This is a genomic window from Streptomyces sp. NPDC059743, assembly GCF_042732975.1.
GTDB lineage: Bacteria > Actinomycetota > Actinomycetes > Streptomycetales > Streptomycetaceae > Streptomyces.
In genome coordinates this window covers 506,722-530,978 of the sequence record NZ_JBHWGS010000001.1, presented here as the reverse complement: position 1 = coordinate 530,978, position 24,257 = coordinate 506,722, and the positions used below count along the sequence as shown (strand labels likewise).

The window sequence follows — 24,257 nt, the reverse complement described above, 5'->3', positions numbered from 1 at the left end:
AACCACCATGCGTACCCTGATCAGCTCTGCCTTCATCTCGCTCGACGGCGTCATGGAGGGCCCGGGCGGCGAGCCCGGCTACCGCAACTCCGGATGGACCGTCAAGGACGTCGAGTTCCTCCCCGAGGCGTTCGACATCAAGGGGCGGGAGCAGGAGGAGTCCACGGCGATCCTGCTGGGCCGGGCCAGCTACGAGGCGTTCAGCCCGGTGTGGCCGGACATGGAGGAGTTCGCCCGCTACAACATCCTGCCGAAGTACGTCGTCTCCACCACCCTCACCGAGGACAAGCTCGTCTCGAACTGGGGCGAGACCACCATCCTGCGCTCCCTCGACGAGGTCGCCGCCCTCAAGGAGACCGACGGAGGCCCGATCATCGTCCACGGCAGCGTCGGCCTGAACCACAGCCTCGCCGACGCCGGTCTGATCGACCGCTACCACCTGCTCGTCTTCCCGCTGCTGCTCGGCGCGGGCAAGCGCCTGTTCCCGGCCAGCGACAAGGACACCCAGAAGCTGAAACTGGTCGAGCACGCCGCGTACGCCAACGGCCTGCAGATGAACGTCCTCGACGTCGTCCGCTGACCAGGCCCCGGCGACCAGGCCGGTGGCGCTGCGGAAACGCCATGCCGCTCCCGCAGCGCCACCGCCGGCCGGCCAACAGGCCCTCGTACCAGTACCACTACCGCGCCCTGGCGTGGTGAGCACGGCACGTAGACTCCCCGACTCATGAACGTGTTGATCTCTGTTGACATGGAGGGCATCTCGGGGATCGTGCATCCCACCGAGACGAATCCGGATCGCTACGACTACGAGCGCGGCCGGGCGTTGATGACGGCCGAGGCGAACGCCGTGATCGCCGGCGTCCTGGATGCCGAACCCACCGCCACGGTCCTTGTCGCCGACGCACACGGGCCTTTCCGTAACCTGCTGCCGGAGGAACTCGACCGACGGGCACGCCTGGTACGCGGCAAGCCGCGCCCGCTGGGCATGCTCGGCGGGCTCGACGAACACACCGACGCCGCCATGTTCATCGGCTACCACGCCCGCGCTGGCGGCGGGCCCGCCGTGCTGGCGCACACCATGAGCGACAGCATCCTCGATGTGCGCGTGGCCGGACGTTCCCTGGGCGAGATCGGTCTGAACGCGGCCATGGCCGGGCACTTGGGCGTACCGGTCGTGCTGCTCAGCGGCGACGACACCGCCTGCGCCGAACTGTCCGATCTGGTCCCGTCCGCGCTCACCGTCGCGGTCAAACAGGCCCTCAGCCAGGCCGCCGCCATCGCCCTGCACCCCGAAGAAGCCCGGGAACGCCTGCGCCGGACGGCGGCGGAAGCCATCACGCGACGTGCCCAGGTTTCGCCACTGACCATCGCCGGACCGCTGGATGTCGAGATCGACCTTTCCGGGCCGTACATGGTTGATCTGGCGACACTCGTACCAGGAGTCTCACGCGCCGAGAGCGGCCGTACGATCGCCTTCACCGCCACCGACATCGCCGAGGCCTACCGGCTGGTCCTGCTGCTCGTACAACTCTCCGGCATCAAACCCGGCTAGGTCGTGTCTCAAAGTCAGCTTCCCGGACACTGCGATGAACGCAGAGCGCAAGAAGGGCGCACCCTCGTACGTGCATGAGACACGGCGCTGCGGCGTCCGGGGGCCGAGTAGAGAGAGCACCCAGGCGAGCACCAGGGCGCGCAGTAGACCCCGCCCATGCGCCACGGGGCAGCGCGCGGACAGGGTCGCCGAGAGACCGGCTAAGCAGTCAAGCCGGGCTCGAAGTACCCCGGCGTTCGGAACAGGCCCGTGAAGGTTCCGGGGCCGTGCCGTTCGTCCAGCCACGTTCCCAGCGCCGTCACGTCACCGCTGATGATGGCCGCGAGAAGGCGCGTGTGGCACTCGCTCTCTTCCCCAGGGGCAAACTCCTCAAGGAAGCGCGAGTACCGCCGGTTGACGCCCTTCTCGTAGCCGCTGAGGGCCGCCGCGTATCGCGTCTTCTCTTCGCTTTCCGGCACGATCTCCACGCGCCCGGCGTCCTCCTCCGTCAGCGTTCCCGTCACGTCCCGGAACGCGAGTCCGCCGAGAACGTCTGAGGGTGCCGTCACGCCGAAGCGTTCCGCCGTCTGCCGGGTGATGGAACGCGCCTCTTTGTCGCACGCGCCTTCCATGACGATTCCGAGATTCCGCGTGTGGTGGCTTCCGCGCTGGTCGGCTGCCGAGTAGGACTGTCCGCTTGTGCGGCGGTAGTTGATTCCGTACTGAGTGCGGACGGGCACGCCTGCCACTTCCACGTATCGCCGACGCGATCCGTAGTGAAGACAGTCATGCGCGTACGCGCGCAGCAGGTCGAGAAGGGCCAGCGCGGGGCGCTCGGGATTCCGGCGTTCCATAGGCCCGTACATGGTGATGACGGCCACCATTTGAAGGTGCCGGTATCCCTGGTCGGGGTGGTGAAATCCGCCGAAGGCACCAGCACGCGAGGATTCGCAGCCGACCAATACGCGGTTGAGCGGCAGCATCTTGGCCAGTCCGTACCCGGCGTACCGGCGTTTGGCGTTTTCCACGCCAGCATGGAAAGACGTGGTGCCGATTCCGTCCGCAGCCCACCGGCTGAGCATTTCCGAGAGGGGCCGGAACACGTGGGCAGGGTGCTTTCTCGTGAGCGATGACGCGTCGGCGCGCATGGCCGCGAGTGCCGCCATTGCCATAGCGCCGGTTACGGACTCGTTCGGGGCGAGTTCCGTCAAGTCGGGGTGTCCGACTTGATGAGTTGGACGTGAGACTCTTGCATCCCCTCCGGGAGCGCATCCGGGCTGAACCATTTCGCCTCCAGGATCTCGAAGCCGTCGAGCTTGAGAGTTCCACCCACGTGCAGAGCTTCGTACGCGATTTCCACGCGGAGCTTGTAGCCGCTGGTTACCTGAACCAGTCGCCCCGGAACGACTTCAAGGCCGGTTTCTTCCCGAACCTCTCGAACGATGGTCTTCGGGAATTCCTCGCTCTTGATTGCATAGCCGGTCGGAAGTCCCCATGGTCGGTCAGCGGGCCACATGCGGTGTTTAAGAAGCAGGACTTCCCCCGCCTCGTTACGCACCACTCCCGTCACGCCGATCATGAATTTGGCATGCGCGAACCACAGCACGCGCCATTGCAGGGGGCCACGAATGAGTTTCCACACCCGGGCAACGATTCGTTTCATGCGCACCCTTTCGATAGGGCAAGCGCGGGGGCGCCTGCGGTAGCTGATTCAACCTGAGCCGCGGGGAGCGGGTCACGTCCTGCCTCGCCGGCTCCGAACTGGAGGCGCCCGGTTGTGTCCAGGACTAGCAGCGCGCCAAAGCGCCGCGCATGCCTCATACGTCACCCCGTAGCGAAATGCAGTTGGGACAGTCGTCCCGGTGGAACGGCGACGGGGGGTGTGTCGGGCCGGGAGATGGACCACGCCGGAACTCACGTCCAGCGCACCGCCGTACTGCGTCCACCAGCCAGGCGGAGAGCGCGCGTAGGCCCCGTTGGCGTCATCTACGAGGCTGACCAACTCCGGGTGCGGGAGAGACAGCGTACGGCGTCGTGGCGACCGCACGGGGGCGCTCATCGGTGATCCGCCGACAGATGCCGACACAGCCGCACGTTACAGTCACTGCGCTTGCCGGCGTCACCGTTCGCCTGCGCCCGATCGTGCTCCATGGCGATGTTGTCGCAGTGCGCGCATCCCGGTACCGGCTTCGGCTCGGCGTCCAGCCTCAGCGGCAAGGTCACTGGTGCACCCGGGTAGGTTCGCGGCTCGTTCATGCCGACCCCTTCACGTCGTCTGGATCACGACAACGCTAGGAACGGCAGGACCTCAACTCACAGCCGATTGCACCTGATTGCGCATGAGTCAGGCGAGCGAGTCCCCCGCCTTGTAGATCAAGGCACGGGCTCGCGCACCGTAGACAGCCATGTCGGCGAGTTTGGCGAATGTATCCGAGTACGCCTTGACCTCGCTGGGCTGCGTGAGCGTCAAGTACCCCGACACCAACTCCACATTGACTTGCGCATTGTCATAGATCCAAAAGTTCTCGACTGGAAGTTGGGGGCGTCGCTGAGCAACCGGGACCACGCCGAGACTGACATTAGGCAGCCCACTCACAGTCAGCAGATGCTCCAGCTGTTCTTCCTGTGCCTCGCCAGCGCTGAGCGTGTTCCGGAGCACAGGCTCTTCAATCAGGAAAGCGAACACCCGTTGCCCCTCGCGCAGTACTCGCTGCCGCTCCATGCGGGCCGCTACAGCGTCGGCCACGTCATCCATTGGCACCCGCTGTTGTTGAATCGTCCGAAGCACGTCCTCGGTGTACTGGCAGGTCTGAAGAAGTCCTGGAAGCGCCCACACGCTGTACGAGCGGAATCGACGTGTGCGCTGGTACAGCGGTAGCCGTTCCTCTTGGGACCGTTTGAGTCCCGCACGCTCCAGCCGACGCCACGTCAGCCATGTACCTTCTGCGGCCCGAAGTGAGGCGATCAGGTCGCCTATTTGGTCCTCAGCGCCACACGCCCGGCACCATGACCGAATATCGTCCTCGCTCGGCTGCGTCTTCGCTGTCGAGATTCGAGAAACTTTGGAGGGGTGCCAGCCGCACCGCGCGGCGAGATCTTTTCCGTCCAGCCCGGCATCCTTGACCAATTCGCGTAGACGGTTGGCCAAGGCTTGCCGGGCCTCTTGGACGCTGGCTGATGCTGATTGCACTAGACCGGCTTGTACTCCTCGTGAGGCATGGCCCGTTCCCAGATGGCATCGAATGTGCCAGTGCACCAGGCGGCCAAGGTTGCGTCGGTGACGTACTCACGCTCCATCAGAACGCCGTCCCCGCTGAAGTGATGGAACAGCACCAACTCGCCGTCGAAGACCCAGAATTCCACGGCAGGCGCCGCAAGGTCTTTGGCTCGGCGCCGGGGAAGCCAACAAACGTCCTCACCGGCAGCGACGTTGGTCACGGCATAGTCGTATTCCCACCGCACATACTCAGTTAGGGGCTCGGAGACCACACGGGCACGACGAACCGAGACCCAGCGCGACGCGGCAGCGTGTACCACGTCGTGCCAACCCTCCCACCAGTCAGCGCGGTTGTCCGGCGTGAATGTGCGGCGGCCCTCACACCATTCGAGGAAATCAGGATCTGTACTCGCGTACTGATCGCGAACCTCTAGGTGGATCGCGGTTCGCCGCGCACGGGACAACGGCTCACGTGCCGGAGGCTTCATCGGCGGTGCCTCCATCCGGTCGGGGAATGTGCTGGATCATAACCTTGGGCAGGCGAATGATTGCTTCGTGATCCGGGACGTCCGTACCGTGACCGGGAATCGAACCGATCTCCTGGCAAGCCTTCATCTCCTCATCGGTGGCCCGGTACGACTGGATCAGCAGGTCTCCAATGTCCTCGTCCAGCCAGAGGTGGGCGAGTCGTTCTTGCCGGTGTTCGGGATGATCCCCAGAAAAGGCAAGCGCACGACCTCTTCCCGTGTCGATCCGATTGCAGCGGATTGCTTGGGCGTCACCCACTCGGCTCGCTTGGTCAAGAGGCCCTGGGGCCGGTTGCGAAGGTGTTGGACGAGGGCCCCGAGGCCATGCCCCGAGGCCATGCCCCGGGGCGCGCCAGGGTCCGGCCGGCCCGCCGTCCGGGGTCATGTTGCCCGGCCCCTGGGCCCTGGCGGCTCTCGTTTGCGGGCGTGTCTGTGCGCGTCACCCGGGATCGCTCTGTGCGGGGCAGTAGGGGAGAGCGAAGGGCAGACCGAGGTCGGCGGGCAGGAGGGCGCCGACCCAGGTGTCCCTCAGGCTGTTCCTGCTGGTCTGCGCCGCGCGCAGGGTGCCTTCCCTGACGAAGCCGACCTTCTCCGCCACGGCCCAGGAGGCCGTGTTCCCCGCCTCCGCTCTCCACTCCAGGCGCTGGACTCCCCGTTCGGTGAAGGACCACGTGGCCAGGGCGAGTACCGCCTCCGTCGCATAGCCCCGGCCCCGGTGCTCTGCCACGGTCCAGTACCCGATTCCCCATGTGCCAGCGTGGCGGTGCACATTGACGGATGCCACCAGCACTCCGCTTTCCCGGTCCTCCACCGCGAAGTGGTACATCGTTTCGTCGTTCCAGCCACGCGGCACCAGTTCGCGTAAGTAGAAGGCAGCGTGCCGACGTTCGTACGGCTCGGGAAAGTCCGTCCACCGCTGAATGTCGGCATCCTGGCAAGCGGCGAAGACCGCGTCCTCGTCGCTGGGATCATGCGGGCGCAGAAGCAGACGCTGTGTCGTCAGCGAGACAGGTTCCATGGCCAGTGATTCTGACGCTCCCTCACACGCTCGGCCATCGATTTGTGAACCGCCCGGAGGCATCGACGCCGAGCCGGCCGACCATGGACCTGGACGCTCGCGCGGCGGCCTGACCACCAAGATTCACCTCGCGGTCGAGCAGGGCCGGAAGCCCATGTCCGTCGTGATCACTGCCGGTCGGCGTGGGGACTCACCCCGGTTCGAACCGGTCCCGGAGAACATCCGGGTGCCCCGCCACGGCCTGGGGCGCCCACGCAAGCGCCCGGACAAGGTCCGCGCCGACAAGGCTTACGGCTCCCGGAAGAACCGCGCCTACCTGCGCAGACGCGGGGTCCGCTGCACGATTCCGGAGAAGAAGGACCAGATCCGCAACCGCAGGAAGCCCGGCTCCCGCGGCGGCCGGCCGCCGAAGTTCGACAAGACCGACTACCGCGAACGCCATGCGGCCGAGTGCGGCATCAATCGCCTCCAGAGACACCGGGCCGTGGCCACGAGCTACGACAAGTCGCCGTCCGCTACGAAGCCACCGCCCCCGTCGCAGCCATCAACGAGTGGCTGTGACTAGTACTTTCACAACAGGCCCTAGGCCGTGTCTGACAAATGGTCACCGGCGGGGATGTGCGTGCTTGGTCCAATTGCCTTGCCGTCCTGACGTAGGCCAGTGAGTCTGGACTGGTGCCAGGACAAGGGAAAAGAAGGCGGCGGCAAGAGGCCGAGACTCAGCGGCTTGCCGCTCGCACCGTGCCGGACGCGGGGCAGTGGGAAGTGATCGTTGAGACTCGGAACCAGGCGGAGATGCGTACGCAGTTGCGCCGCCTTCGGGAGGCAGGAGTCGACGGGTCGATGATCCGGATCGACACGCTGTGCGGGCGCCTGGCACTGCCGACCACCTACCAGCTGAGCCGGTTGGTGACGGACCCCGGGTGGGAGTCCGAGCACGAGCACTCTGATCATTGATCTTGTGGCAGGTCGAGGTGAGTTGACGGACGCGGCGTGGGAGCGAATAGAGCCCCTGTTGCCGCGGGTGGATGGGCGTGGTCGTCCGCGGCGTGATCACCGGCAGGTGATCGACGGGGTGCTGTGGCGGCTGCGGACCGGGGCTCCATGGCGCGATCTGCCCGGTCGTTACACGTCCAGGTCCGCGACGACGCGGTAGGCCGGGTGCAGTGGACCGTCTCCGTCGACTCCACAGTCAACCGGGCCCACCAACACGCGGCCGGTGCCCGCAAAAAGGGGCCGCAGACAAGGACGAACTGGAAGATCCGGGCCGCTCACAAGTGCGCCAGGCCCTCGGCCGGTCCCGGGGCGGGCTGACAACCAAGGTCCACCTCGCCGTCGATGGCCGGGGCCTCCCGCTGTCCATCGTGCTCACGCCCGGCAACGTCAACGACGCCGCCGCCTTCGGCCAGGTCCTCGACAGCATCCGCATCCCGCGCGCCGTTGCGGGCCGACCTCGCACGACACCGGCGCGGGTGCTGGGCGACAAGGCGTACTCCAGTCGGGCGATACGCCACCTGTTGCGGCGCCGGGGCATCGTTGCCACGATCCCCGAACGCCGCGACCAGGTGGCCAACCGCCGACGACGTGGAGCCCACGGCGGCCGCCCACCCGCCTTCGACAGGGACATCTACCGCGACCGCAACGTGGTCGAACGATGCTTCGCCCGCCTCAAGCAGTTCCGTGCGATCGCGACCAGGTTCGACAAGCACGCCGATCGCTACCCGGCTGGAATCGTCCTGGCGGCTCTGGTCCTGTGGCTCCGGGAACCCGCTAGATGATCATTTGTCAGACAGGCTCTAGTAGCGGTGACGAGGCGGCTTGACCTGACCAATGAGCAGTGGGCGCGGCTGGAACCGCTGTTGCCTGTGCCCACGCGGCCGGCTCGGCCGTCGGCGTGGACGAAACGGCAGCTCATCGACGGGATCAGGTGGCGGGTGCGGGCCGGTGCGCCCTGGCGGGACGTCCCGGACTGCTAGGGCTCCTGGCGGGCGGTGTATGCGCTGTTCCGGCGGTGACAGCGGGCCGGAGCATGGGCGCAGATCGTCACCGCCCTGCAAACCCGGGCGGACGCGGCCGGACTGATCACCTGGGACGTCAGCGTGGACCGCACGCTGCGACGAGCGGATGTCACGCCCCACCCCGTTGTCGTAGTGGCAGGATTCAGTCACAAGGCGTCACCGCCCCGACCTGACAACGTGGTTGGGAATCCTTTCGCCGCAGGAAGGGTGAGCAGACGTGCGTGTCCTCGTCCGTACTCCCTCGGTCAGGAGCACGGTGCGATTACTTGACGGTGAAGCCCGCCGCCTTTGTGGCCAGGGTGGTGGTGCCGTCCTCGGCGGTGGCGAGGACGGCGACATGCCAGGGACCGCGAGGGGAAGACTCGGCCTCGGCTCCGGGCACCGCGATCGTGTAGACGCAGCGCGTGGTGTCCTCGCGGGCGGGCTCGCAGGTGGCCGACTCCGCAGCGGCCATGTCCTTGGCGGTCAGTTCCTGCTGGGCGAAGGCGGAGTCAGCCGGCCAGGCCAGGACCTTCAAGCTCTTGACGCCGGAGGACGCCGTGACATCGGTGGTGAAGGTGAACGAACCGTCGCGGTCGCCGTCGGGAGCGACATAGCGGGCGGTGCTGTGCGCCAAGGCGGGGGGCTGCTCTCCGGCATAGGCGATGGCGAAGGCTCCGGCGCCTCCGAGGACGACGACACCGGCGGCTACGGACACAGCGATACGTCGGGACATAAGAGGTTCTCCGCAACTGTCTCAGATGGATGAGATCGGCGCTCTCGGTTGCGCCGCTGCGACCATGCTCGCGGCGCGGGATGCGCCGGGCATGAGCACATGTGCTCAGCTCGACCTGAGTAGGCGGATCGGTTCGTCCCTCCTATACCTGTCACACAGCAGTCACTTGATCGACCGGACAGAACCCAGCACCACGACCGGGAACGTTCAGGCGACGGCCCTGATCGCCGTGCCGCCCAGCCGGATGCGCCCCGTTCCGTCCGGTCGGTCTTCGCGGATCAGCCCGTGAAGACCGACCGCATCCGGAACGGTGCGGATGCCTCAGGCGGGGAACTCACCGCTCTTGACGGCGCGGACGAACGCTGACCAACCACCGGCCGGGAAGACGACTGCCGGACCGTGCGGGACTTTGCTGTCGCGGACGGGGACGGCGGCGGGGTGTCCGTCCGACACCTCAAGACACGCACCCTCTCCGTTCTCGCTGTAACTCGACTTACGCCAGGCGGTGAGAACGGACGCGTCAGAAATCGCCTTCATCTTCGTACCCCTTCAGGTAACGGCCGCTACGGCTTCAGCCTTGGATGCTCATCGCATCGATGAACTGCGCCCATACCTGACCTCGGAAGATCAGGGCGGATCCGTGGGGGTTTCTTACTGTCCCGCACGGCGGCGATGTTGGGAAGTCCAGCAACCTCGACACAGTCGCCGCCGTTGGAACCTCCACCGCTATAGCTGCTCCTGCGCCAGGCAACCGGAGCTGACGCGTCAGGAATCCCGCTCATCCTCATGCCTTTTCGGCACAGCTGCACCACCTGCCTCAGGCGGGGAACTCGCCACTCTTGACGGCACTCACGAACGCCGACCAGCCAACCGCCGCAAAGACAAGCGCCGGACCATGTGGGGCCTTGCTGTCACGGACAGGGACACCGGCCGGGTGCCCGTCGGACACCTCAACACACCCACCCGCCGGGTTTTCGCTGTAACTGGACTTACGCCAGGTAGTCAGGACGGACGCGTCAGGAATCCTGTTCATCTTCATACTCTTTCAGGTAACGGCGAATCAGATCGAGCGATTCATCTTCCGGAAGAGCCTTTGTGCGAGCCACGTTGAAACGTTGCTGGAGCCCAACGATCCTCTTCGGTGAGTCTACTGGCTCGCCCGAATCAAAGCTCTCGACCAGGGCAATCGTCCCACCATCTGCCGAGGTGAGCAGGGTCAGGCTGCCGCCGGGCATGGGGTGCAACCCCGCCCGAAAGGGGACCGTTTGAACTGTGACGTGCGGGTTCTCTGCAACTCGCAATATATGCTCAAGTTGTTCCCGCATAGCGCTTTTGTTGCCTGTAGGACGCTTCAGAGCCGCTTCATCCATAATTGCCCAATAAAATGGCGGTTCCTGACGGGCCAGGATGCGCTTACGTTTCATTCGGATGGCGATGCGCGCATCGATCTCTTCCCCGGACTCCCCGGGGAGACCCTCCTGGAACATTTCTCGCGCATAGTGCTCGGTCTGAAGGAGCCCGGGGATCAGGCTACTGGTGAAGACCTCAATGCGAATCGCATGCTGCTCTTTGCTCAAGAAGTCCTGACTATAGCCAGGAATCGAAGCGTCCTGAGCCATCTCCAGCAATTCCACGAACAGGCCCTTGGTGCCGAAGTAGGTATCGAGCGCCCTGGCGAGATCGTCCGAGGGTAGCTGCTTTCCCCGCTCAACCCGACTGATGTACGAATGCGGGTAGCCCAACCGATCGGCGAGCGCCCGAAGCGACAGGCCGGCATCGTCCCGCTCGCGTCGCAACCTCCTGCCCAGCACAGTACGCGGAGTTGTCCTGTCATCGTCGTCGTTGAGTTCCATTTCTCGAACACTCCTTCAACTCGGCGGGCACTGGCGGCCTTTGGTCCCAGCTCAAGTATGTACGCGGTGCGCCCCGCAGTAGATGGTGATAGCAGAAGACCCCCGCAACCGCTGCATACGGTCCGGGGGCGTGGCCCTCAACTACACGGAGTTGATGACATGGTGAAGGATATCGCTCAGTTCTTCGAGCCGTTCCTGCGGCGCTTATTTCCGGTCGAGGCGGCCCGGAGAACGGGCGATTCCGTTGTGCTGCGGTGGAGTCCGCATCCGAGTTGTGTCGGGCTAGCGCGGATGGAACTGCGCAAGTTGTTGGCGGATTGGGGACTGGCCGAGCTGGAGGACTCCGCCTTGCTCGTCCTCTCCGAACTGGTCACCAACGCGGCCCGGCACGCTCGGGTGTCCCACGACTGGGAGATCGAGACCCGCTATCGGCCGGGCCCCGGCGCCGTACGGATCGAGGTGCACGACGCGTCGCCGAGTCGGCCCCAGGTGCGGGACGCGGATCCCGACTCCCTTGACGGTCGGGGGCTGATCCTCGTCGCCGCTCTGGCGGACGAGTGGGGAGTGGGCGAACGGGACGACGGCGCGGCCGGGAAGGTGGTCTGGGCGCGGTTGTCGCTCCCGGCCGCGACGGATACCGACGGCACCAACAGGGGTGCGCACTGATGGCGGCAACGGTGGCGCGGCCGGACATGGTGCCGTACGTCGCGTCCTGGAGCGGGGAGAAGAAGGTCCCCGGGCTGGTCGTGCCCAACCCCAGAGGCCCCGGTATCGGATACGCGGACGAGCAGCCGGTCGACCGCGATACCAACGGCGTGCTGTGGAAGCGCGTCGGCGCGGGCCGGGGGAAGGGGCGGCCGGAGTTCGGGAAGGTGCACGCACTGCGGCAGCACCGGGCGATGCGGAAGCTGCTGTGCCAGGTGTGCGGCGGGGCGGCCGATCGTGACGAGACAGGCGTGCTGTGGCTGGTGGGCGACTACCCGGGCGACGCGGGCACGGGACGCACAGCCGAGGACGAGTTCACCACCACCCATCCTCCGCTGTGCGTCCCCTGCGCCATGGCATCGGTACGGGCCTGCCCTCACCTGCGGAAACGCTATGTCGCCCTGCGGGCCGGGCTGGTCGTCACGGCCGGAGTACAGGGGATCGTGCACCGGCCCGGAGAACCCTTCCCCGAGCCGTATGACGCGGGCGGCGTGATGTACGACGACAGCCGCATCCACTGGACCGTCGCGGCGCAACTGATCGTCGCATTACGCCACTGCACCGTGGTCGACCTGGAGACCGAGTACGCGCGGTACGCGGCCCGGGCCGACCGGGTGACCTAGGGAACCGGGTGACCTAGGGAACCGGGTGACCTAGGGAACCGGGTGACCTAGAACGCGGCGGCGGGGCTGGTCAGTGGCCCGTCGAGCCGCCGTTGTCGCGGCGGTCCAGGGCGCGCTGGAGCGCCGCGGCGGCGTTCTTGCGGTCGGACTCGCTCGTACGGGGAGTGTGACGGACGCGACGGACTGTCGTCTCGGCCATGGTGATCGACTCCTTGAGATAGCTGAGCCACGCGGTGGGGTCGCATGATGCATCTACGAGGCGCCGGATGGGGCGGGGGGCGTGCGCCGCAGGGGTTGCCTGCTGGGGGCGTCGGCCCGCGACCGCCATTCGCTGGATGGAGCGAGACGTTCGGCTCTTCCACGCTAAGCGAGGTGCGCCGCTCTGTCTCTATATTTACTCGGACTTCCTACTATCTGAGACGGCACCCCATCCGACCTGCGGCTGCGCGGACCGTACGGACGACAAAGCCGACACGGGACCGACGCCGCGATCCCGCCATGACCGCATCTGTCTCATTTTCACATTCAGGTCGCCCGACCTCTCCACTTACGGTGCGTCAGGGCCTCATTACCGACTGCCCCGGCCCGATGGAAAATTCACCGGTCAAGCCCACCGGGTCAAACCCGGGGAAGGAGCACTCCTGGCATGGTCAACGTTCTCAGCAGCGGCGTCTGGACAGGTGTCGACGTGGACACATCGCAGTTCAGCGGTCTGCAAACCAAGCGCCTCGCCTGGGGCGCCGTCGCGGACGACGTGAAGAGCGCCTACGTCTTCGAGGGCGCCTCCACCCAGGTGGCACTCGACGGCACCCCGAGCATGATCGGCTCCTTCAAGCACTACAACCATGTGATCCCCATGCCGCCGAACCCGATCTTCACCGCGGAACTCACCATCACCGTGGCCTTCGGGAACAAGGACAGGCGCACGGTCGGCCCACTGAAATTCCAGCACCGCGAGACGCCCAACGTGGGCCCGTCACAGGAAGACACGGTCGAGCTGGAAGAGGTCAAGTTCGAGCAGGTCGTGGAAGTCGAAGGCCGCTGGTACGACATGCATATCCAGGGCTTCCTGCAGTTCGGCGAGATCACCAGGCACTTCGTCAGCATCGAGGACGCCAAAGAACCCAACACCGCCGAACTCAGGGCCTCCTTCACCCCCTACCAGGGCCCGTCGTAGCCACATCGCTCACATGGTGCGTTCGATGGTCCGGCTGTGCCGACCGGGCGGCTTCCAGTTCCAGAGGTGCTGGCCGGGCGGCTTCCGGCTCAATCGGCCGCCACGGCTCAATCGGCTGCCACGGCGCGGCGGACGCTCTCGTGGAGCATGGCGCGACGCCGTTCGTGCACCTCGGGAGGCTCCTCGGCGGTTGCCGCGTAGACGTTGCTGACCGGTGACCAGGCCATGGACATGGCGATGACCATGGCCATCACGTCGAACGGGTCTCCCTTGCGCACCAGGCCGGCGGCCTGAGCTTCGGCGATGGCGCGCAGCTTGCGGTCGTCGAGGCGCTGATGCTCCTCCACCAGGCGCCCGGCCGGGCGGCGCTCCAGGCGTACCCAGGCGGCCAGCCGGATGAGGTCGGGGCGGCGGAGGTACTCGTCGTACAGGCGTACGGCCCAGTCCGCGAGGTCGGTGGCGTCGATCGGGACGATGTTCACGATCCGCTCCAGCGAGCCGAAGAAGATGGCGTCGAAGAGCCCTTCCTTGTTGCCGAAGTAGGAGTAGAGCTGCGCCTTGTTGGTGCGTGCGGCGGCCACGATCCGCTCGACGCGCGCTCCGGCGATCCCGTGCTCGGCGAACTCCTGGGTCGCCACATCGAGGATGCGCCGGTACGTCGCCGCTCCACGCGGATTCAGGAGAACTTCTGCCACACCTACCCGACCCTGACCTACGGCGGCGTCGACCGGCACGACGGATCGACCACCTTGGGCGGCTACTCCAGCGAGTACGTCGTCCGTGACCGGTTCGCGTACCCGCTTCCCGCCGCTCTGGACCCGGCCGCCGCCGCTCCGCTGCTCTGCGCCGGGATAACCGTCTGGGAACCCCTGCACACTCTGGGCGTGGGGCCTCACAGCCGCGTCGCCGTCGCGGGACTGGGCGGCCTGGGGCATCTCGCGGTCAAGATCGCCGTGGCGCTCGGCGCCGACACCTCGGTCATCAGCCGCTCACCCGACAAGGCCGACGACGCCCGTCGTCTCGGCGCCCACGGCCTCGTCGTCTCCACGGACCCGGAACAGATGGCCGACGCCCGGGACCGGTTCGACGTCGTCATCGACACCATCTCCGCCCCGCACGACCTCGGCCCGTACCTGCGCCTGGTCGCCATGGACGGCACGCTCAGCCACCTCGGGCACATCGGACCCGTCACCGTGGAGACCATGGACCTGCTCGTGGGACGCAAGAAGCTCAGCTCCGCGGGCAGCGGCGGCAGGCCCGCGACCGCCGCCATGCTGGACTTCTGCGCCGAGCACGGCATCACCGCCGACATCGAACTGCTCCCATCGGCGCGTGTGAACGAGGCCCTCGACCGGCTCGGACGCAACGACGTCCGTTACCGCTTCGTACTCGACATGTCCGACCTGCGTTGACCGCGCGGCGCCCCAGAGGGCCCCTCTAGAGGGGCCCTAGAGCACGTCCCCCTCGCGCCAGTCGAAGACCAACGCGCCCGAAGGGCCGGGCAGCGGACGCCTCGCGGCCGGCCGGAGGTATGTGCAGTCCTCCTCCTCGGGAAGCCTGACCACGCCACCGGGCGCCAGGGTTTCGATCGTGCCCTGCCACAGGTGCCAGCCCCGCGCGCGGTACAGCCGGGCGCCGTCGTCGGAGGCTGAGAGCGCTCCCAGGTGGTACGCCCCGTCGATCACGTGCTCCAGCGCCGCCATGATCCGGCCGCCGAGTCCCTGCCGGTGGCGGTCGGGCCGTACCGCCACGGCCTCGACGTAACCGACGCGGTACGAGCGGCCCTCGTACAGCACCCGCCGCTGGATCACGCTGCCGTGCGCGAGGAACGTACCGTCCGGTGCGCGTACGTACGCGTGCACACCGCCGAGCCCGTGGTCCCAGTCCTCGTCGGTGAATCCGCCCTCGAAGGCCTCGTCCATCAGGGCGCGTATCCCGGCGAGGTCGGCCGGGGGCAACTCGAAGGTGTGGGCGGTACGCAGGGGTTCCGCGGTACGCAGGGGTTCGGGTTCCGTCATGCGCGCCACTCTCCCAGGGTGGGGCGCGCCGGACATGGGTCGCCCCCGTACCGGCGAGGGGGGCGCCGATACGGGGGCGGGTCTGTGGGACGGAAGCCGGGCGGGGCCGGAAGCGCCGGGCCTCAGCCCATGTGCGGGTAGCGGTAGTCGGTCGGCGGGACCAGCGTCTCCTTGATCGAACGGGTCAGCGTCCAGCGCATCAGGTTCTGCGGCGCGCCCGCCTTGTCGTTGGTGCCGGAGGCACGGCCGCCGCCGAAGGGCTGCTGGCCGACGACCGCGCCGGTCGACTTGTCGTTGATGTAGAAGTTGCCGGCCGCGTACCGCAGCTTCGCCATCGCGTCGGCCGCCGCGGCCCGGTCGTTGGCGATGACCGAGCCGGTCAGTGCGTACGCCGAGACGGACTCCATCTGGGCGAGCACCGACGCGTAGTCGGCGTCGTCGTAGACATGCACCGCGAGGATCGGGCCGAAGTACTCGGTCGTGAAGACCTCGTTCTCGGGATCGGTGCACACGATGACGGTGGGCCGTACGAAGTAGCCGACCGAGTCGTCGTACGTACCGCCCGCGACGATCGTGCAGGTCGGGTCCGCCGCGGCGCGGTCGATCGCGGCCTTGTTCTTGGCGAAGGCGCGCTCGTCGATGACGGCGCCGATGAAGTTGGTCAGATCGGTGACATCGCCCATGGCGATCCCGTCGACCTCGGCCGCGAACTCCTCCTGGAAGCCGTCGTTCCAGATCGACGCCGGCACGTACGCGCGCGAGGAGGCCGAGCACTTCTGGCCCTGGTACTCGAAGGAGCCACGCGTCAGCGCGGTCTTGAGGACGGCGCGGTCGGCGCTCGGGTGGGCGACGACGAAGTCCTTGCCGCCCGTCTCGCCGACGATCCGCGGGTACGAGCGGTACTTCTCGATGTTCTCGCCGACCGTCCTCCACAGATGCTGGAAGGTCCTGGTCGAGCCGGTGAAGTGGATACCGGCCAGGTCAGGATGGTTCAGGGCCACCTCGGAGACGGCGATACCGTCGCCCGTCACCAGATTGATGACGCCCTTGGGCAGCCCGGCCTCCTCCAGCAGCTCCATCAGCAGCACGGCGGCCAGCGTCTGCGTCGGCGACGGCTTCCAGACCACGACATTGCCCATCAGCGCGGGCGCGGTGGGCAGATTGCCCGCGATCGCGGTGAAGTTGAACGGCGTGATCGCGTAGACGAAACCTTCCAGCGGGCGGTGGTCGAGACGGTTCCAGACACCGGGCGAGTTGGCCACCGGCTGCTCGGCGAGCAGATCACGGGCGTACGAGACATTGAAGCGCCAGAAGTCGATCAGCTCGCAGGGCGCGTCGATCTCGGCCTGCTGGGCGGTCTTCGACTGGCCGAGCATGGTGGCGGCGGCGATCGTCTCGCGCCATGGCCCGGCGAGCAGTTCGGCGGCGCGCAGGATGATCGCGGCGCGGTCGTCGAAGGCGGTCGCGCGCCAGCCGGGAGCCGCGGCCAGGGCGGCGTCGACCGCGTCGCGCGCGTCCTGCTGGGTGGCGCCGGCGAAGGTACCGAGCCTGGCCCGGTGGTTGTGCGGCTGTACGACATCGATGCGTTCGCCGCCGCCCATCCGCTTCTCGCCGCCGATGGTCATCGGCAGGTCGACGGGATTCTCGGCCAGCTCCTTGAGCCTGACCTCCAGACGGGCCCGCTCGGGTGAGCCGGGCGCATAGCTGTGCACCGGCTCGTTGACCGGCACGGGAACCTGGGTCACAGCGTCCATGGTTGCCGAATCTCCTTCATCAGTAGGTCAGTTGGCAGTCGTGGGTTCAGCCGCGGCTGACCAGCGAACGCAGGAAGAACGCGAGGTTGGCGGGCCGCTCGGCGAGGCGGCGCATGAAGTATCCGTACCAGTCGGTGCCGTACGCGATGTAGACACGCATCCGGTGTCCCTCCACCGCGAGGCGGTTCTGCTCGGCCTCGCGGATGCCGTACAGCATCTGGAACTCGTACTCGTCCAGCTTGCGTCCCGCGCGGTGCGCGAGCTCCTGCGTGATCGCGATGATGCGCGGATCGTGGGTGCCGACCATCGGATAGCCCGAGCCGTCCATCAGGATCCGCAGACAGCGGATGTACGCCCGGTCGACCTCGGTCTTGTCCTGGTACGCGACGGAGGCCGGCTCCTTGTAGGCGCCCTTGACCAGCCGTACGCGCGAGCCTGCGGCGGCCAGCGCGCGGCAGTCGTCCTCGGTGCGGAAGAGATACGACTGTACGACCGCGCCGGTCTCCGGGAAGCGCTCCCGCAGCTCGGTGTGGATGGCGAGCGTCGAGTCGATGGTGGTGTGGTCCTCCATGTCGAGGGTGACCGTGGTGCCGATCGCGGCGGCGGCCTCCACGACGGCGGTGATGTTCTTCAGGGCGAGATCGTGTCCGCCGGGAAGCGCCTGGCCGAAGGAGGAGAGCTTGACGGACATCTCGGCGCGGGCGCCCAGTTCGAGCGGAGCGAGGGCGTCGATCAGCCGGAGGTAGGCGTCACGGGCGAGCAGGGCCTCGGCCGGATCGGTGATGTCCTCGCCGAGGACGTCGAGCGTGACCTCAAGCCCGCGGGCGGCCATGGTCTCGATGACCGGAGCCGTCTCCTCGATCGACTCACCCGCGATGAAACGGTTCACCACAGGCTTGGTGACCGGCGCGGCCGACACGACACGGCGCATTCTGTCGCTGCGCGAGGCGGCGAGGATCACGGGACCCAGCACAGGGCACCTCCATGGTGAGATCGAGCAGGGCCGCGGCGGAGCGGTCCGGGACGGAGCAGGCCGGGACGGGCCGGAGCACGCCGGGACGGAGCGACCGGACCGGACCGGATCCGCACGGCACGGAGAACCACTGTGAAACCTAAGGATCGCTCCGATCCTCTGCCATCGACAGGTGTCACGCATCCGTGGCCGGGATCTCAGACAACTGTCTGAAGGCGGTGCGAGAATGTCCGGATGAAGGGCGATTACCAGGAACTGGTGGACGAGATCACGGCGCTGCTCGGCGTTCCCGTGACGCTGGAGAACCGGGATTTCGGGCTGATCGCCTTCGGTGCGCACGACAGTGACGACGACACGGCGATGGATCCGGTCAGGACGCGCTCGATCCTGACCCGGAAGTCCACGCCGGCGGTGCGCGCGTGGTTCGAGGGCTTCGGCATCACCCGGGCGAAGGGCCCGGTCCGTATCCCGGCCGCGCCGGACGCGGGAGTCTTCCGCGGCCGGATCTGCCTGCCCGTACGGCATCGGGGCGTGGTGCTGGGTTACGTATGGCTGCTGGACGATTCCGAGCCGGGCCCGGGTCCGGGCTCGGGCTCGGGCGACTCCCGTTTGGGCGACTCCCGATTGGCGGCGGCCATGGAGGTGACGGCCCGGATCGGGGATCTGCTCGCCGAGGAGGCGAAGGCGGGCGCGGACCTGGCCCGCGAACTGCGCGCCGCGCTCACGGCGGAGCGCGGCTGGCAGCGCGACATGGCCCTGGCCACGCTCCGCACGGCCCTGGGCCCGAGCGCGGACGGTCTGCATGTCCTGCTGTGCGTGGCGCCCTGGCGGCAGGAGGAACCTGGTCTGCGGGCGGTCCCGGGCACGGCAGCCCTGTGCGCGCTGCCGTATCCGGATGGGCGCGCGGGGGCACCTTCGGGCGGCGGGTACGACCGGTCCGGCGGACCCAGCCGTACGGACCGGACCCACGGGTCCACGGCTCACGGGTCCACGACGCCCGCCCAGGTGACAGCGTACGAGCGAACCGGCGCATCGCGTCCGGGCGAGCCGACCGGCCGGACGTCCAAGGACGCGCGGGCCCGCTCGGCACCCGGCGAACCGCCACCGCCGCACGGCCAGGACCCGTCCGCCGATCCGACCGGGCACCGGACGCGAGAAGACGAAGAGGCGGCCGACCGGGCGGTGTCCGGCGTGGTGGCCGGATGGACGGGCGGCGGCGGGTCCGGCAGGTCCAGCGGGGCGGCGGGTCCGGCTGAGGAAGGTGCCCCGGAGGCCGTGGCGCTACTCGTACGGCTCCGCTCGGGCGACGCGCTCGCGCCCGTGCTCGCGGCCGTCGGACGGCTCTGCGAGAGCGCGGGCCCTGCGGTCGCCGCAGGCGCTTGCGTTCCGCGCCGAGGGCTGGCCGAGCTGGCCGACGCCTGGCAGGAGGCGGTCGCGGCGGCCCGCGCGGCCCTCGCCGAGCCCCGCTTCGGCCGGGTGGCCGAGTGGTCCGCGATAGGCCCGTACCGTCTACTCACCGCGCTTCCCACCGCGCCCGATCCTGCGGTCCGCCCTCTGCTGGCCCCGGCCCACGCCGAACTCGCCCATACCGCCGAGGTGTTCCTCGACCGCGCGGGCCAGGCGGGCCGTACCGCCTCCGCCCTCGGTATCCACCGCCAGACGCTCTACTACCGCCTGTCCCGCATCGAACAGCTCACCGGCCTCGACCTGGACTCCGGCGAGGACCGCCTGCTCCTCCACATGGCCCTGAAGGCGGCCCGCCTCTAACGCCCTCGTAGGGTCTGTCCGTTCGAGTGGGCCCAAGTAGGCGCGGCCGGAGGGCCGTTCAGGGGAGGGGACGTACATGAGTGACGCGAAGCCGGTGGACAGTTCATGGGCGCTGACCGACGAGGAGGGCGGGGTGCTGTCGGCCCGCTGGTGGAAGTGGGCGCTGTCGGCGCCTGACAGACGCAGCCCGGTCGCGGACGTGACCGGCGAGCACGCGGGCTGGAAACAGCCGAAGGATCTCTGGTTTCTCGCCGGGACGTACGGCGGCCGTGTCGAGCGGCGGTGCGATGTGCCCACCGACCGGCCGCTCTTCTTCCCCGTTCTCAACATCCAGCACACCCATCTGTATTCACGGGTGCCGCTGACCCTGCCGGTGGCGCGGGCGGACGCGTATCTGAACGGCGCCCCGCTCCCTCTGCGGGAGTTCACTGCGCCACCGTTCTGGGCGACACTGGTCCGCCGCAGCGCCTGGGGCATCTGGGCGGGTATCGCGCCCCTGGCCCCGGGACAGTACGTGCTGGAGATCAAGGCGGACACCGGAGACGGCTTCTGGGTCGACACGACCTACCACCTCAGAGCCACGAACCTCTGAGCACAGCGCGAATAGGCACAGTGCGAATAAGGGCAGTGCGAAGGGCCCGGCAAACATGCCGGGCCCTTCGACGTTCACTCGGGCCCGCGGCCCGGTATGGCTCAGTCCGTCAGGTTCACCGAGCGTGCCGACGTCGCGCCGATCTCCTCCGCGATCTCCGTGAGCACGGACTGCGGCACGGTGTCGTCGACGGTGAGCACGACCAGCGCCTCGCCGCCCTCCTCCACCCGGGAGACCTGCATGCCCGCGATGTTCTGCCCGGCCTCGCCGAGGATCCGGCCGACCGTACCGACCACGCCGGGACGGTCCTCGTAGCGCAGGACGACCATATGATCGGCCAGCGCCAGATCGATGTCGTAGTCGCCGATCGCGACGATCTTCTGAAGGTGCTTGGGACCCGCCAGCGTGCCGGAGACCGAGACCTCCTCGCCGTCGGAGAGCGTGCCGCGCACCGTCACCACATTGCGGTGGTTCGGCGACTCGCTCGACGTCGTGAGCCGGACCTCGACACCGCGCTCCTGCGCGAACAGCGGAGCGTTCACATACGAGACCGTCTCGGCGACGACATCCTCGAACACGCCCTTGAGCGCGGAGAGTTCGAGCACCTTCACATCGTGCTGCGTGATCTCGCCGTACACCTCGACATCGAGACGGACCGCGACCTCGCCCGCCAGCGCGGTGAAGATACGGCCGAGCTTCTCGGCGAGCGGCAGCCCGGGCCGTACGTCCTCGGCGATGACTCCGCCCTGGACATTGACCGCGTCCGGCACGAGCTCACCGGCGAGCGCGAGCCGTACGGACCTGGCGACCGCGATGCCCGCCTTCTCCTGCGCCTCGTCGGTGGACGCGCCGAGGTGCGGCGTGCAGACGACCTGGTCGAACTGGAACAGCGGCGAGTCCGTGCAGGGCTCCTTCGCGTACACGTCCAGACCGGCGCCGGCGACCCGGCCCTCCTTGAGCGCGGAGGCGAGCGCCTCCTCGTCCACGATCCCGCCGCGCGCGGCGTTGACGATCCGTACCGTCGGCTTCACCTTGTGCAACGCCTCGTCACCGATCAGCCCCAGCGTCTCGGGCGTCTTCGGCAGATGCACGGTGATGAAGTCCGACACCTCCAGCAGCTCGTCCAGCGTCAGCAGCTTGACGCCCATCTGGGCGGCGCGGGCCGGCTGTACATACGGGTCGTACGCGACGATCTTCATACCGAAGGCGGACATGCGCTGGGCGACCAGCACACCGATCCGGCCCAGGCCCACCACACCGAGCGTCTTCTCGCTCAGCTCCACGCCCGTGTACTTGGAGCGCTTCCACTCGCCGTTCTTGAGGGCCGCGTTCGCCTGCGGGATATTGCGCGCGGTGGCGACCAGCAGCCCGCAGGCCAGCTCGGCGGCGGTGACGATATTGGAGGTCGGCGCGTTGACGACCATCACACCGGCCTTGGTGGCGGCGGAGACATCGACATTGTCGAGACCGACACCGGCGCGGGCGACCACCCGGAGCTTCGGGGCCGCGGCGACCGCCTCCGCGTCGACCTTGGTCGCGGAACGGACGAGAATGGCGTCCACATCGGCGATGGCGGGCAGCAGCTCCGCGCGGTCGGCGCCGTTGCAGTGCCGGATCTCGAAGTCCGGACCGAGCGCGTCGACAGTGGCGGGCGAAAGCTCTTCGGCGATGAGTACGACAGGTTTCGAGCTCACGTGAGTCCTCACAAGTCCCATTGCGGACGGCCGTCCCGACGGCCGCAGGCGGTGGAGGGGTCCTAGGGCGTGCCCGGTCGGACAGGACAAGAACCTAGCCGCGTGGAAGACGCACAACGCTGTGGGCCTGACGCGTATGTGTTGAGCAGTGTAGTGCTGTCACGGGGCGTGTGATCCGCCCGAGCGACAGGATCACTCATACGCGCGACCCGGCGTCCACACGCATCCTGCGTCCGTCCACGCACATCCCGCGTCCGTCCACAGACGATCCGGCGTCGTGGTCCCGCGTCACGGTCCGGTGGGGACGGCCCCGGCCCGGAAGGACCGGGGCCGTCCCCGCGCGGTGTCACGCGTCGTCGTTGTCGACCCAGCTCATGAGCTTGCGCAGCTCGGCGCCGGTGGTCGCCAGCAGGCTGTCGCTGTCGGCCTTCTTGTACTCGTTGTACCTCTTCAGACCGCCGTGGTACTCGTCCATCCAGTTCTTGGCGAACGTACCGTCCTGGATCTCGCCCAGGATCTTCTTCATCTCGGCCTTGGTCTGGTCGTTGATGATGCGCGGGCCGCTCACGTAGTCGCCCCACTCGGCGGTCTCGGAGACCGACCAGCGCATCTTCTCCAGACCGCCCTCGTACATCAGGTCCACGATCAGCTTCAGCTCGTGGAGGCACTCGAAGTACGCGATCTCCGGCTGGTAGCCGGCCTCGGTCAGCGTCTCGAAGCCCGCCTTGACCAGCGCGGCGGTACCGCCGCAGAGCACGGCCTGCTCACCGAACAGGTCGGTCTCGGTCTCCTCTTTGAAAGTTGTCTTGATGACGCCGGCGCGGGTGCCGCCGATGCCCTTCGCGTACGAGAGGGCCAGCGCGAAGGCACCGCCCGAGGCGTCCTGCTCGACGGCCGCGATACACGGAACGCCGCGACCCTCCTCGTACTGGCGGCGGACGAGATGGCCGGGGCCCTTGGGCGCGACCATCGCGACATCGACATTGGCCGGCGGCTTGATGAAGCCGTAGCGGATGTTCAGGCCATGGCCGAAGAAGAGCGCGTCGCCGTCCTGGAGATTGTCCTTGATGGACTTCTCGTAGACCTCGGCCTGGATCGGGTCCGGCACCAGGATCATGATGACGTCGGCCTCGGCGGCGGCCTCGGCGGGCGTCACCACGCGCAGGCCCTGCTCCTCGGCCTTGGCCTTGGACGTGGAGCCCTCGTGCAGACCGACCCGGACGTCGACACCCGAGTCACGGAGCGACAGCGCGTGGGCGTGGCCCTGGCTGCCGTAACCGATGACCGCGACCTTGCGGTTCTGGATGATGGACAGGTCGGCATCGTCGTCGTAGAACAGCTCGGCCACTGGGTCTTCTCCTTGGTGTGCACTTCTGTGAATTCGCAGCTTGTCTGTGGTGATGCGCAGCTCGCGTCCCACCGTACGGCGGGACGGACGAGGGCGGGTGTCCGGTCTCGCCATACGGTCCCGGCTGCCCGGTCAGGGGCGGTCGGGCGGCTTACGCGCTGCGGTCGAGCGCCCGCAGGCTGCGGTCCGTGATGGACCGCGCGCCACGCCCTATGGCGATCGTCCCGGACTGCACCAGCTCCTTGATGCCGAACTGCTCCAGCATCTTGAGCATGGCGTCGAGCTTGTCACTCGATCCGGTGGCCTCGATCGTGACGGCCTCGGGCGAGACGTCGACGGTCTTGGCGCGGAAGAGCTGGACGATCTCGACGATCTGGGAGCGGGTCTCGTTGTCGGCGCGGACCTTCACCAGGACGAGCTCGCGCTGGATCGCGGCGCCGGGCTCGAGTTCGACGATCTTCAGGACGTTCAGCAGCTTGTTGAGCTGCTTCGTCACCTGCTCCAGCGGCAGTTCCTCGACATTGACCACGATGGTGATACGGGAGATGTCGGGATGTTCGGTGACACCGACGGCGAGGGAGTCGATGTTGAAGCCGCGGCGGGAGAACAGGGCGGCGATCCTGGCGAGGATGCCTGGAGTGTTCTCCACCAGAACGGAGAGCGTGTGCCTGGTCATGTGTCGGTCTCTTCTCTCTGGCTCTCGGTCACTCGGGCTCTCGGTCCCTGG

General features: G+C 67.6%; 29 protein-coding genes and 2 pseudogenes. 11 read left to right on the top strand and 20 right to left on the bottom strand.

The window, feature by feature from the left end; translation table 11 throughout:
• Positions 1-7 precede the first annotated feature (7 nt).
• Both ACFV6H_RS02405 and ACFV6H_RS02400 read left to right on the top strand, forming a co-directional pair.
• The gene (locus ACFV6H_RS02405; protein WP_385537586.1) at positions 8-580 is read left to right on the top strand and encodes a dihydrofolate reductase family protein; all 573 of its coding nucleotides are present in this window, start codon (positions 8-10) and stop codon (positions 578-580) included.
• A gap of 144 nt (positions 581-724) precedes the next feature.
• The gene (locus ACFV6H_RS02400; protein ID WP_385537583.1) at positions 725-1,552 is read left to right on the top strand and encodes a M55 family metallopeptidase; all 828 of its coding nucleotides are present in this window, start codon (positions 725-727) and stop codon (positions 1,550-1,552) included.
• Between the two features lie 200 nt (positions 1,553-1,752).
• On the opposite strand, the gene ACFV6H_RS02395 is transcribed toward ACFV6H_RS02400, so the two are convergent.
• From ACFV6H_RS02395 to ACFV6H_RS02365, 7 genes are all read right to left on the bottom strand, one after another.
• Positions 1,753-2,697 carry a hypothetical protein gene (locus ACFV6H_RS02395; RefSeq protein WP_385537580.1) on the bottom strand — a complete coding sequence of 315 codons (945 nt, stop codon included), beginning with the start codon at positions 2,695-2,697 and terminating at the stop codon, positions 1,753-1,755.
• A gap of 41 nt (positions 2,698-2,738) precedes the next feature.
• The gene (locus tag ACFV6H_RS02390; protein ID WP_384975591.1) at positions 2,739-3,194 is read right to left on the bottom strand and encodes an NUDIX domain-containing protein; all 456 of its coding nucleotides are present in this window, start codon (positions 3,192-3,194) and stop codon (positions 2,739-2,741) included.
• A gap of 392 nt (positions 3,195-3,586) precedes the next feature.
• Positions 3,587-3,787 carry a hypothetical protein gene (locus tag ACFV6H_RS02385; RefSeq protein WP_384975592.1) on the bottom strand — a complete coding sequence of 67 codons (201 nt, stop codon included), beginning with the start codon at positions 3,785-3,787 and terminating at the stop codon, positions 3,587-3,589.
• 88 nt (positions 3,788-3,875) lie between these two features.
• Positions 3,876-4,679, bottom strand: coding sequence for a helix-turn-helix domain-containing protein (locus ACFV6H_RS02380; protein WP_385537575.1), 804 nt, complete (start codon positions 4,677-4,679; stop codon positions 3,876-3,878).
• Between the two features lie 41 nt (positions 4,680-4,720).
• Positions 4,721-5,236 carry a DUF6879 family protein gene (locus ACFV6H_RS02375; protein WP_384975594.1) on the bottom strand — a complete coding sequence of 172 codons (516 nt, stop codon included), beginning with the start codon at positions 5,234-5,236 and terminating at the stop codon, positions 4,721-4,723.
• Positions 5,217-5,534, bottom strand: coding sequence for a hypothetical protein (locus ACFV6H_RS02370; RefSeq protein WP_385537571.1), 318 nt, complete (start codon positions 5,532-5,534; stop codon positions 5,217-5,219). Before ACFV6H_RS02370 ends, ACFV6H_RS02375 begins: the two co-directional genes overlap by 20 nt.
• A 180-nt stretch (positions 5,535-5,714) precedes the next feature.
• Entirely contained in the window at positions 5,715-6,293 is a 579-nt protein-coding gene (locus tag ACFV6H_RS02365) for a GNAT family N-acetyltransferase (protein WP_385537568.1), read from the bottom strand.
• Between ACFV6H_RS02365 and ACFV6H_RS02360 the strand changes: the two genes are divergently transcribed.
• The 3 genes and pseudogenes from ACFV6H_RS02360 to ACFV6H_RS02350 all read left to right on the top strand — a co-directional run bounded on the left by ACFV6H_RS02360 (position 6,196) and on the right by ACFV6H_RS02350 (position 8,269).
• On the top strand, positions 6,196-6,858 hold the full coding sequence (locus ACFV6H_RS02360; RefSeq protein ID WP_385537565.1) for a transposase: 663 nt from the start codon (positions 6,196-6,198) through the stop codon (positions 6,856-6,858). The genes ACFV6H_RS02365 and ACFV6H_RS02360 overlap by 98 nt on opposite strands.
• 396 nt (positions 6,859-7,254) lie before the next feature.
• Positions 7,255-8,093 (top strand): annotated as a pseudogene (locus tag ACFV6H_RS02355) (IS5 family transposase).
• A 5-nt stretch (positions 8,094-8,098) separates the two neighbouring features.
• Positions 8,099-8,269 carry a transposase gene (locus ACFV6H_RS02350; RefSeq protein ID WP_384975599.1) on the top strand — a complete coding sequence of 57 codons (171 nt, stop codon included), beginning with the start codon at positions 8,099-8,101 and terminating at the stop codon, positions 8,267-8,269.
• 304 nt (positions 8,270-8,573) lie between these two features.
• Here the strand turns inward: ACFV6H_RS02350 and ACFV6H_RS02345 are convergent, their stop codons facing one another.
• The 5 genes from ACFV6H_RS02345 to ACFV6H_RS02325 all read right to left on the bottom strand — a co-directional run bounded on the left by ACFV6H_RS02345 (position 8,574) and on the right by ACFV6H_RS02325 (position 10,879).
• Positions 8,574-9,026 carry a DUF5707 domain-containing protein gene (locus ACFV6H_RS02345; RefSeq protein ID WP_384975600.1) on the bottom strand — a complete coding sequence of 151 codons (453 nt, stop codon included), beginning with the start codon at positions 9,024-9,026 and terminating at the stop codon, positions 8,574-8,576.
• 321 nt (positions 9,027-9,347) lie between these two features.
• Positions 9,348-9,563, bottom strand: a complete 216-nt coding sequence (locus ACFV6H_RS02340; protein ID WP_385537560.1) for a DUF397 domain-containing protein — start codon at positions 9,561-9,563, stop codon at positions 9,348-9,350.
• A 26-nt stretch (positions 9,564-9,589) separates the two neighbouring features.
• The gene (locus ACFV6H_RS02335) at positions 9,590-9,808 is read right to left on the bottom strand and encodes a DUF397 domain-containing protein (protein ID WP_385537557.1); all 219 of its coding nucleotides are present in this window, start codon (positions 9,806-9,808) and stop codon (positions 9,590-9,592) included.
• Positions 9,809-9,843: 35 nt separating this feature from the next.
• Positions 9,844-10,059, bottom strand: a complete 216-nt coding sequence (locus tag ACFV6H_RS02330; protein ID WP_385537554.1) for a DUF397 domain-containing protein — start codon at positions 10,057-10,059, stop codon at positions 9,844-9,846.
• A complete protein-coding gene (locus ACFV6H_RS02325) occupies positions 10,043-10,879 on the bottom strand; it encodes a Scr1 family TA system antitoxin-like transcriptional regulator (RefSeq protein ID WP_384975604.1) in 837 nt (278 codons plus the stop codon). The genes ACFV6H_RS02330 and ACFV6H_RS02325 overlap by 17 nt, the downstream gene beginning before the upstream one ends.
• A 159-nt stretch (positions 10,880-11,038) precedes the next feature.
• On the opposite strand from ACFV6H_RS02325, the gene ACFV6H_RS02320 reads away from it, so the two are divergent.
• Together ACFV6H_RS02320 and ACFV6H_RS02315 are read left to right on the top strand one after the other, a co-directional pair.
• Entirely contained in the window at positions 11,039-11,545 is a 507-nt protein-coding gene (locus ACFV6H_RS02320; RefSeq protein WP_385537551.1) for an ATP-binding protein, read from the top strand.
• Positions 11,545-12,207 carry a hypothetical protein gene (locus ACFV6H_RS02315; protein ID WP_385537548.1) on the top strand — a complete coding sequence of 221 codons (663 nt, stop codon included), beginning with the start codon at positions 11,545-11,547 and terminating at the stop codon, positions 12,205-12,207. Before ACFV6H_RS02320 ends, ACFV6H_RS02315 begins: the two co-directional genes overlap by 1 nt.
• 70 nt (positions 12,208-12,277) lie before the next feature.
• Here the strand turns inward: ACFV6H_RS02315 and ACFV6H_RS02310 are convergent, their stop codons facing one another.
• Positions 12,278-12,406, bottom strand: a complete 129-nt coding sequence (locus ACFV6H_RS02310; RefSeq protein WP_093602575.1) for a hypothetical protein — start codon at positions 12,404-12,406, stop codon at positions 12,278-12,280.
• 447 nt (positions 12,407-12,853) lie between these two features.
• On the opposite strand from ACFV6H_RS02310, the gene ACFV6H_RS02305 reads away from it, so the two are divergent.
• Positions 12,854-13,384 (top strand): choice-of-anchor K domain-containing protein, encoded by a 531-nt coding sequence (locus ACFV6H_RS02305; protein WP_384793487.1) that lies wholly within the window; start codon positions 12,854-12,856, stop codon positions 13,382-13,384.
• 107 nt (positions 13,385-13,491) lie between these two features.
• On the opposite strand, the gene ACFV6H_RS02300 is transcribed toward ACFV6H_RS02305, so the two are convergent.
• Positions 13,492-14,079 carry a TetR family transcriptional regulator gene (locus ACFV6H_RS02300; RefSeq protein WP_385537544.1) on the bottom strand — a complete coding sequence of 196 codons (588 nt, stop codon included), beginning with the start codon at positions 14,077-14,079 and terminating at the stop codon, positions 13,492-13,494.
• On the opposite strand from ACFV6H_RS02300, the pseudogene ACFV6H_RS02295 reads away from it, so the two are divergent.
• Positions 14,059-14,796, top strand: a pseudogene (locus ACFV6H_RS02295) (zinc-binding dehydrogenase); the annotation flags it as partial. The gene ACFV6H_RS02300 and the pseudogene ACFV6H_RS02295 sit on opposite strands and share 21 nt — an antisense overlap.
• Before the next feature lie 36 nt (positions 14,797-14,832).
• Here the strand turns inward: ACFV6H_RS02295 and ACFV6H_RS02290 are convergent.
• From ACFV6H_RS02290 to ACFV6H_RS02280, 3 genes are all read right to left on the bottom strand, one after another.
• Positions 14,833-15,402, bottom strand: a complete 570-nt coding sequence (locus ACFV6H_RS02290; RefSeq protein WP_385537541.1) for a GNAT family N-acetyltransferase — start codon at positions 15,400-15,402, stop codon at positions 14,833-14,835.
• A gap of 122 nt (positions 15,403-15,524) precedes the next feature.
• Positions 15,525-17,156 carry an L-glutamate gamma-semialdehyde dehydrogenase gene (pruA, locus tag ACFV6H_RS02285; RefSeq protein WP_385537538.1) on the bottom strand — a complete coding sequence of 544 codons (1,632 nt, stop codon included), beginning with the start codon at positions 17,154-17,156 and terminating at the stop codon, positions 15,525-15,527.
• A gap of 46 nt (positions 17,157-17,202) precedes the next feature.
• Positions 17,203-18,129 carry a proline dehydrogenase family protein gene (locus ACFV6H_RS02280; RefSeq protein WP_093602567.1) on the bottom strand — a complete coding sequence of 309 codons (927 nt, stop codon included), beginning with the start codon at positions 18,127-18,129 and terminating at the stop codon, positions 17,203-17,205.
• Between the two features lie 234 nt (positions 18,130-18,363).
• Here ACFV6H_RS02280 and ACFV6H_RS02275 point away from each other — a divergent pair, with 234 nt between their 5' ends.
• Both ACFV6H_RS02275 and ACFV6H_RS02270 read left to right on the top strand, forming a co-directional pair.
• On the top strand, positions 18,364-19,896 hold the full coding sequence (locus ACFV6H_RS02275) for a PucR family transcriptional regulator (RefSeq protein ID WP_385537535.1): 1,533 nt from the start codon (positions 18,364-18,366) through the stop codon (positions 19,894-19,896).
• Positions 19,897-19,972: 76 nt separating this feature from the next.
• On the top strand, positions 19,973-20,488 hold the full coding sequence (locus ACFV6H_RS02270; RefSeq protein ID WP_385537533.1) for a hypothetical protein: 516 nt from the start codon (positions 19,973-19,975) through the stop codon (positions 20,486-20,488).
• Positions 20,489-20,589: 101 nt separating this feature from the next.
• Here the strand turns inward: ACFV6H_RS02270 and serA are convergent, their stop codons facing one another.
• From serA to ilvN, 3 genes are all read right to left on the bottom strand, one after another.
• Positions 20,590-22,182, bottom strand: a complete 1,593-nt coding sequence (serA, locus tag ACFV6H_RS02265; protein WP_384793505.1) for a phosphoglycerate dehydrogenase — start codon at positions 22,180-22,182, stop codon at positions 20,590-20,592.
• Between the two features lie 346 nt (positions 22,183-22,528).
• Entirely contained in the window at positions 22,529-23,644 is a 1,116-nt protein-coding gene (gene ilvC / locus ACFV6H_RS02260) for a ketol-acid reductoisomerase (RefSeq protein WP_385537530.1), read from the bottom strand.
• A 37-nt stretch (positions 23,645-23,681) separates the two neighbouring features.
• The gene (gene ilvN / locus ACFV6H_RS02255) at positions 23,682-24,206 is read right to left on the bottom strand and encodes an acetolactate synthase small subunit (protein WP_093590388.1); all 525 of its coding nucleotides are present in this window, start codon (positions 24,204-24,206) and stop codon (positions 23,682-23,684) included.
• Positions 24,207-24,257: the final 51 nt, after the last annotated feature.

What these genes read in the sequence shown, in the direction of transcription:
- ACFV6H_RS02405 (WP_385537586.1), top strand. Translation starts at nt 8, where the DNA reads ATGCGTACCCTGATCAGCTCTGCCTTCATCTCGCTCGACGGCGTCATG.
- ACFV6H_RS02390 (WP_384975591.1), bottom strand. Translation starts at nt 3,194, where the DNA reads ATGAAACGAATCGTTGCCCGGGTGTGGAAACTCATTCGTGGCCCCCTG.
- ACFV6H_RS02290 (WP_385537541.1), bottom strand. Translation starts at nt 15,402, where the DNA reads ATGACGGAACCCGAACCCCTGCGTACCGCGGAACCCCTGCGTACCGCC.
- ACFV6H_RS02375 (WP_384975594.1), bottom strand. Translation starts at nt 5,236, where the DNA reads ATGAAGCCTCCGGCACGTGAGCCGTTGTCCCGTGCGCGGCGAACCGCG.
- ACFV6H_RS02270 (WP_385537533.1), top strand. Translation starts at nt 19,973, where the DNA reads ATGAGTGACGCGAAGCCGGTGGACAGTTCATGGGCGCTGACCGACGAG.
- ACFV6H_RS02400 (WP_385537583.1), top strand. Translation starts at nt 725, where the DNA reads ATGAACGTGTTGATCTCTGTTGACATGGAGGGCATCTCGGGGATCGTG.
- ACFV6H_RS02345 (WP_384975600.1), bottom strand. Translation starts at nt 9,026, where the DNA reads ATGTCCCGACGTATCGCTGTGTCCGTAGCCGCCGGTGTCGTCGTCCTC.
- ilvC (WP_385537530.1), bottom strand. Translation starts at nt 23,644, where the DNA reads ATGGCGAGACCGGACACCCGCCCTCGTCCGTCCCGCCGTACGGTGGGA.
- ACFV6H_RS02395 (WP_385537580.1), bottom strand. Translation starts at nt 2,697, where the DNA reads ATGGCGGCACTCGCGGCCATGCGCGCCGACGCGTCATCGCTCACGAGA.
- ACFV6H_RS02335 (WP_385537557.1), bottom strand. Translation starts at nt 9,808, where the DNA reads ATGAGCGGGATTCCTGACGCGTCAGCTCCGGTTGCCTGGCGCAGGAGC.
- ACFV6H_RS02305 (WP_384793487.1), top strand. Translation starts at nt 12,854, where the DNA reads ATGGTCAACGTTCTCAGCAGCGGCGTCTGGACAGGTGTCGACGTGGAC.
- ilvN (WP_093590388.1), bottom strand. Translation starts at nt 24,206, where the DNA reads ATGACCAGGCACACGCTCTCCGTTCTGGTGGAGAACACTCCAGGCATC.
- ACFV6H_RS02320 (WP_385537551.1), top strand. Translation starts at nt 11,039, where the DNA reads ATGGTGAAGGATATCGCTCAGTTCTTCGAGCCGTTCCTGCGGCGCTTA.
- pruA (WP_385537538.1), bottom strand. Translation starts at nt 17,156, where the DNA reads ATGGACGCTGTGACCCAGGTTCCCGTGCCGGTCAACGAGCCGGTGCAC.
- ACFV6H_RS02275 (WP_385537535.1), top strand. Translation starts at nt 18,364, where the DNA reads ATGAAGGGCGATTACCAGGAACTGGTGGACGAGATCACGGCGCTGCTC.
- ACFV6H_RS02385 (WP_384975592.1), bottom strand. Translation starts at nt 3,787, where the DNA reads ATGAACGAGCCGCGAACCTACCCGGGTGCACCAGTGACCTTGCCGCTG.
- ACFV6H_RS02340 (WP_385537560.1), bottom strand. Translation starts at nt 9,563, where the DNA reads ATGAAGGCGATTTCTGACGCGTCCGTTCTCACCGCCTGGCGTAAGTCG.
- ACFV6H_RS02360 (WP_385537565.1), top strand. Translation starts at nt 6,196, where the DNA reads ATGTCGGCATCCTGGCAAGCGGCGAAGACCGCGTCCTCGTCGCTGGGA.
- ACFV6H_RS02315 (WP_385537548.1), top strand. Translation starts at nt 11,545, where the DNA reads ATGGCGGCAACGGTGGCGCGGCCGGACATGGTGCCGTACGTCGCGTCC.
- ACFV6H_RS02310 (WP_093602575.1), bottom strand. Translation starts at nt 12,406, where the DNA reads ATGGCCGAGACGACAGTCCGTCGCGTCCGTCACACTCCCCGTACGAGC.
- ACFV6H_RS02365 (WP_385537568.1), bottom strand. Translation starts at nt 6,293, where the DNA reads ATGGAACCTGTCTCGCTGACGACACAGCGTCTGCTTCTGCGCCCGCAT.
- ACFV6H_RS02325 (WP_384975604.1), bottom strand. Translation starts at nt 10,879, where the DNA reads ATGGAACTCAACGACGACGATGACAGGACAACTCCGCGTACTGTGCTG.
- ACFV6H_RS02330 (WP_385537554.1), bottom strand. Translation starts at nt 10,059, where the DNA reads ATGAACAGGATTCCTGACGCGTCCGTCCTGACTACCTGGCGTAAGTCC.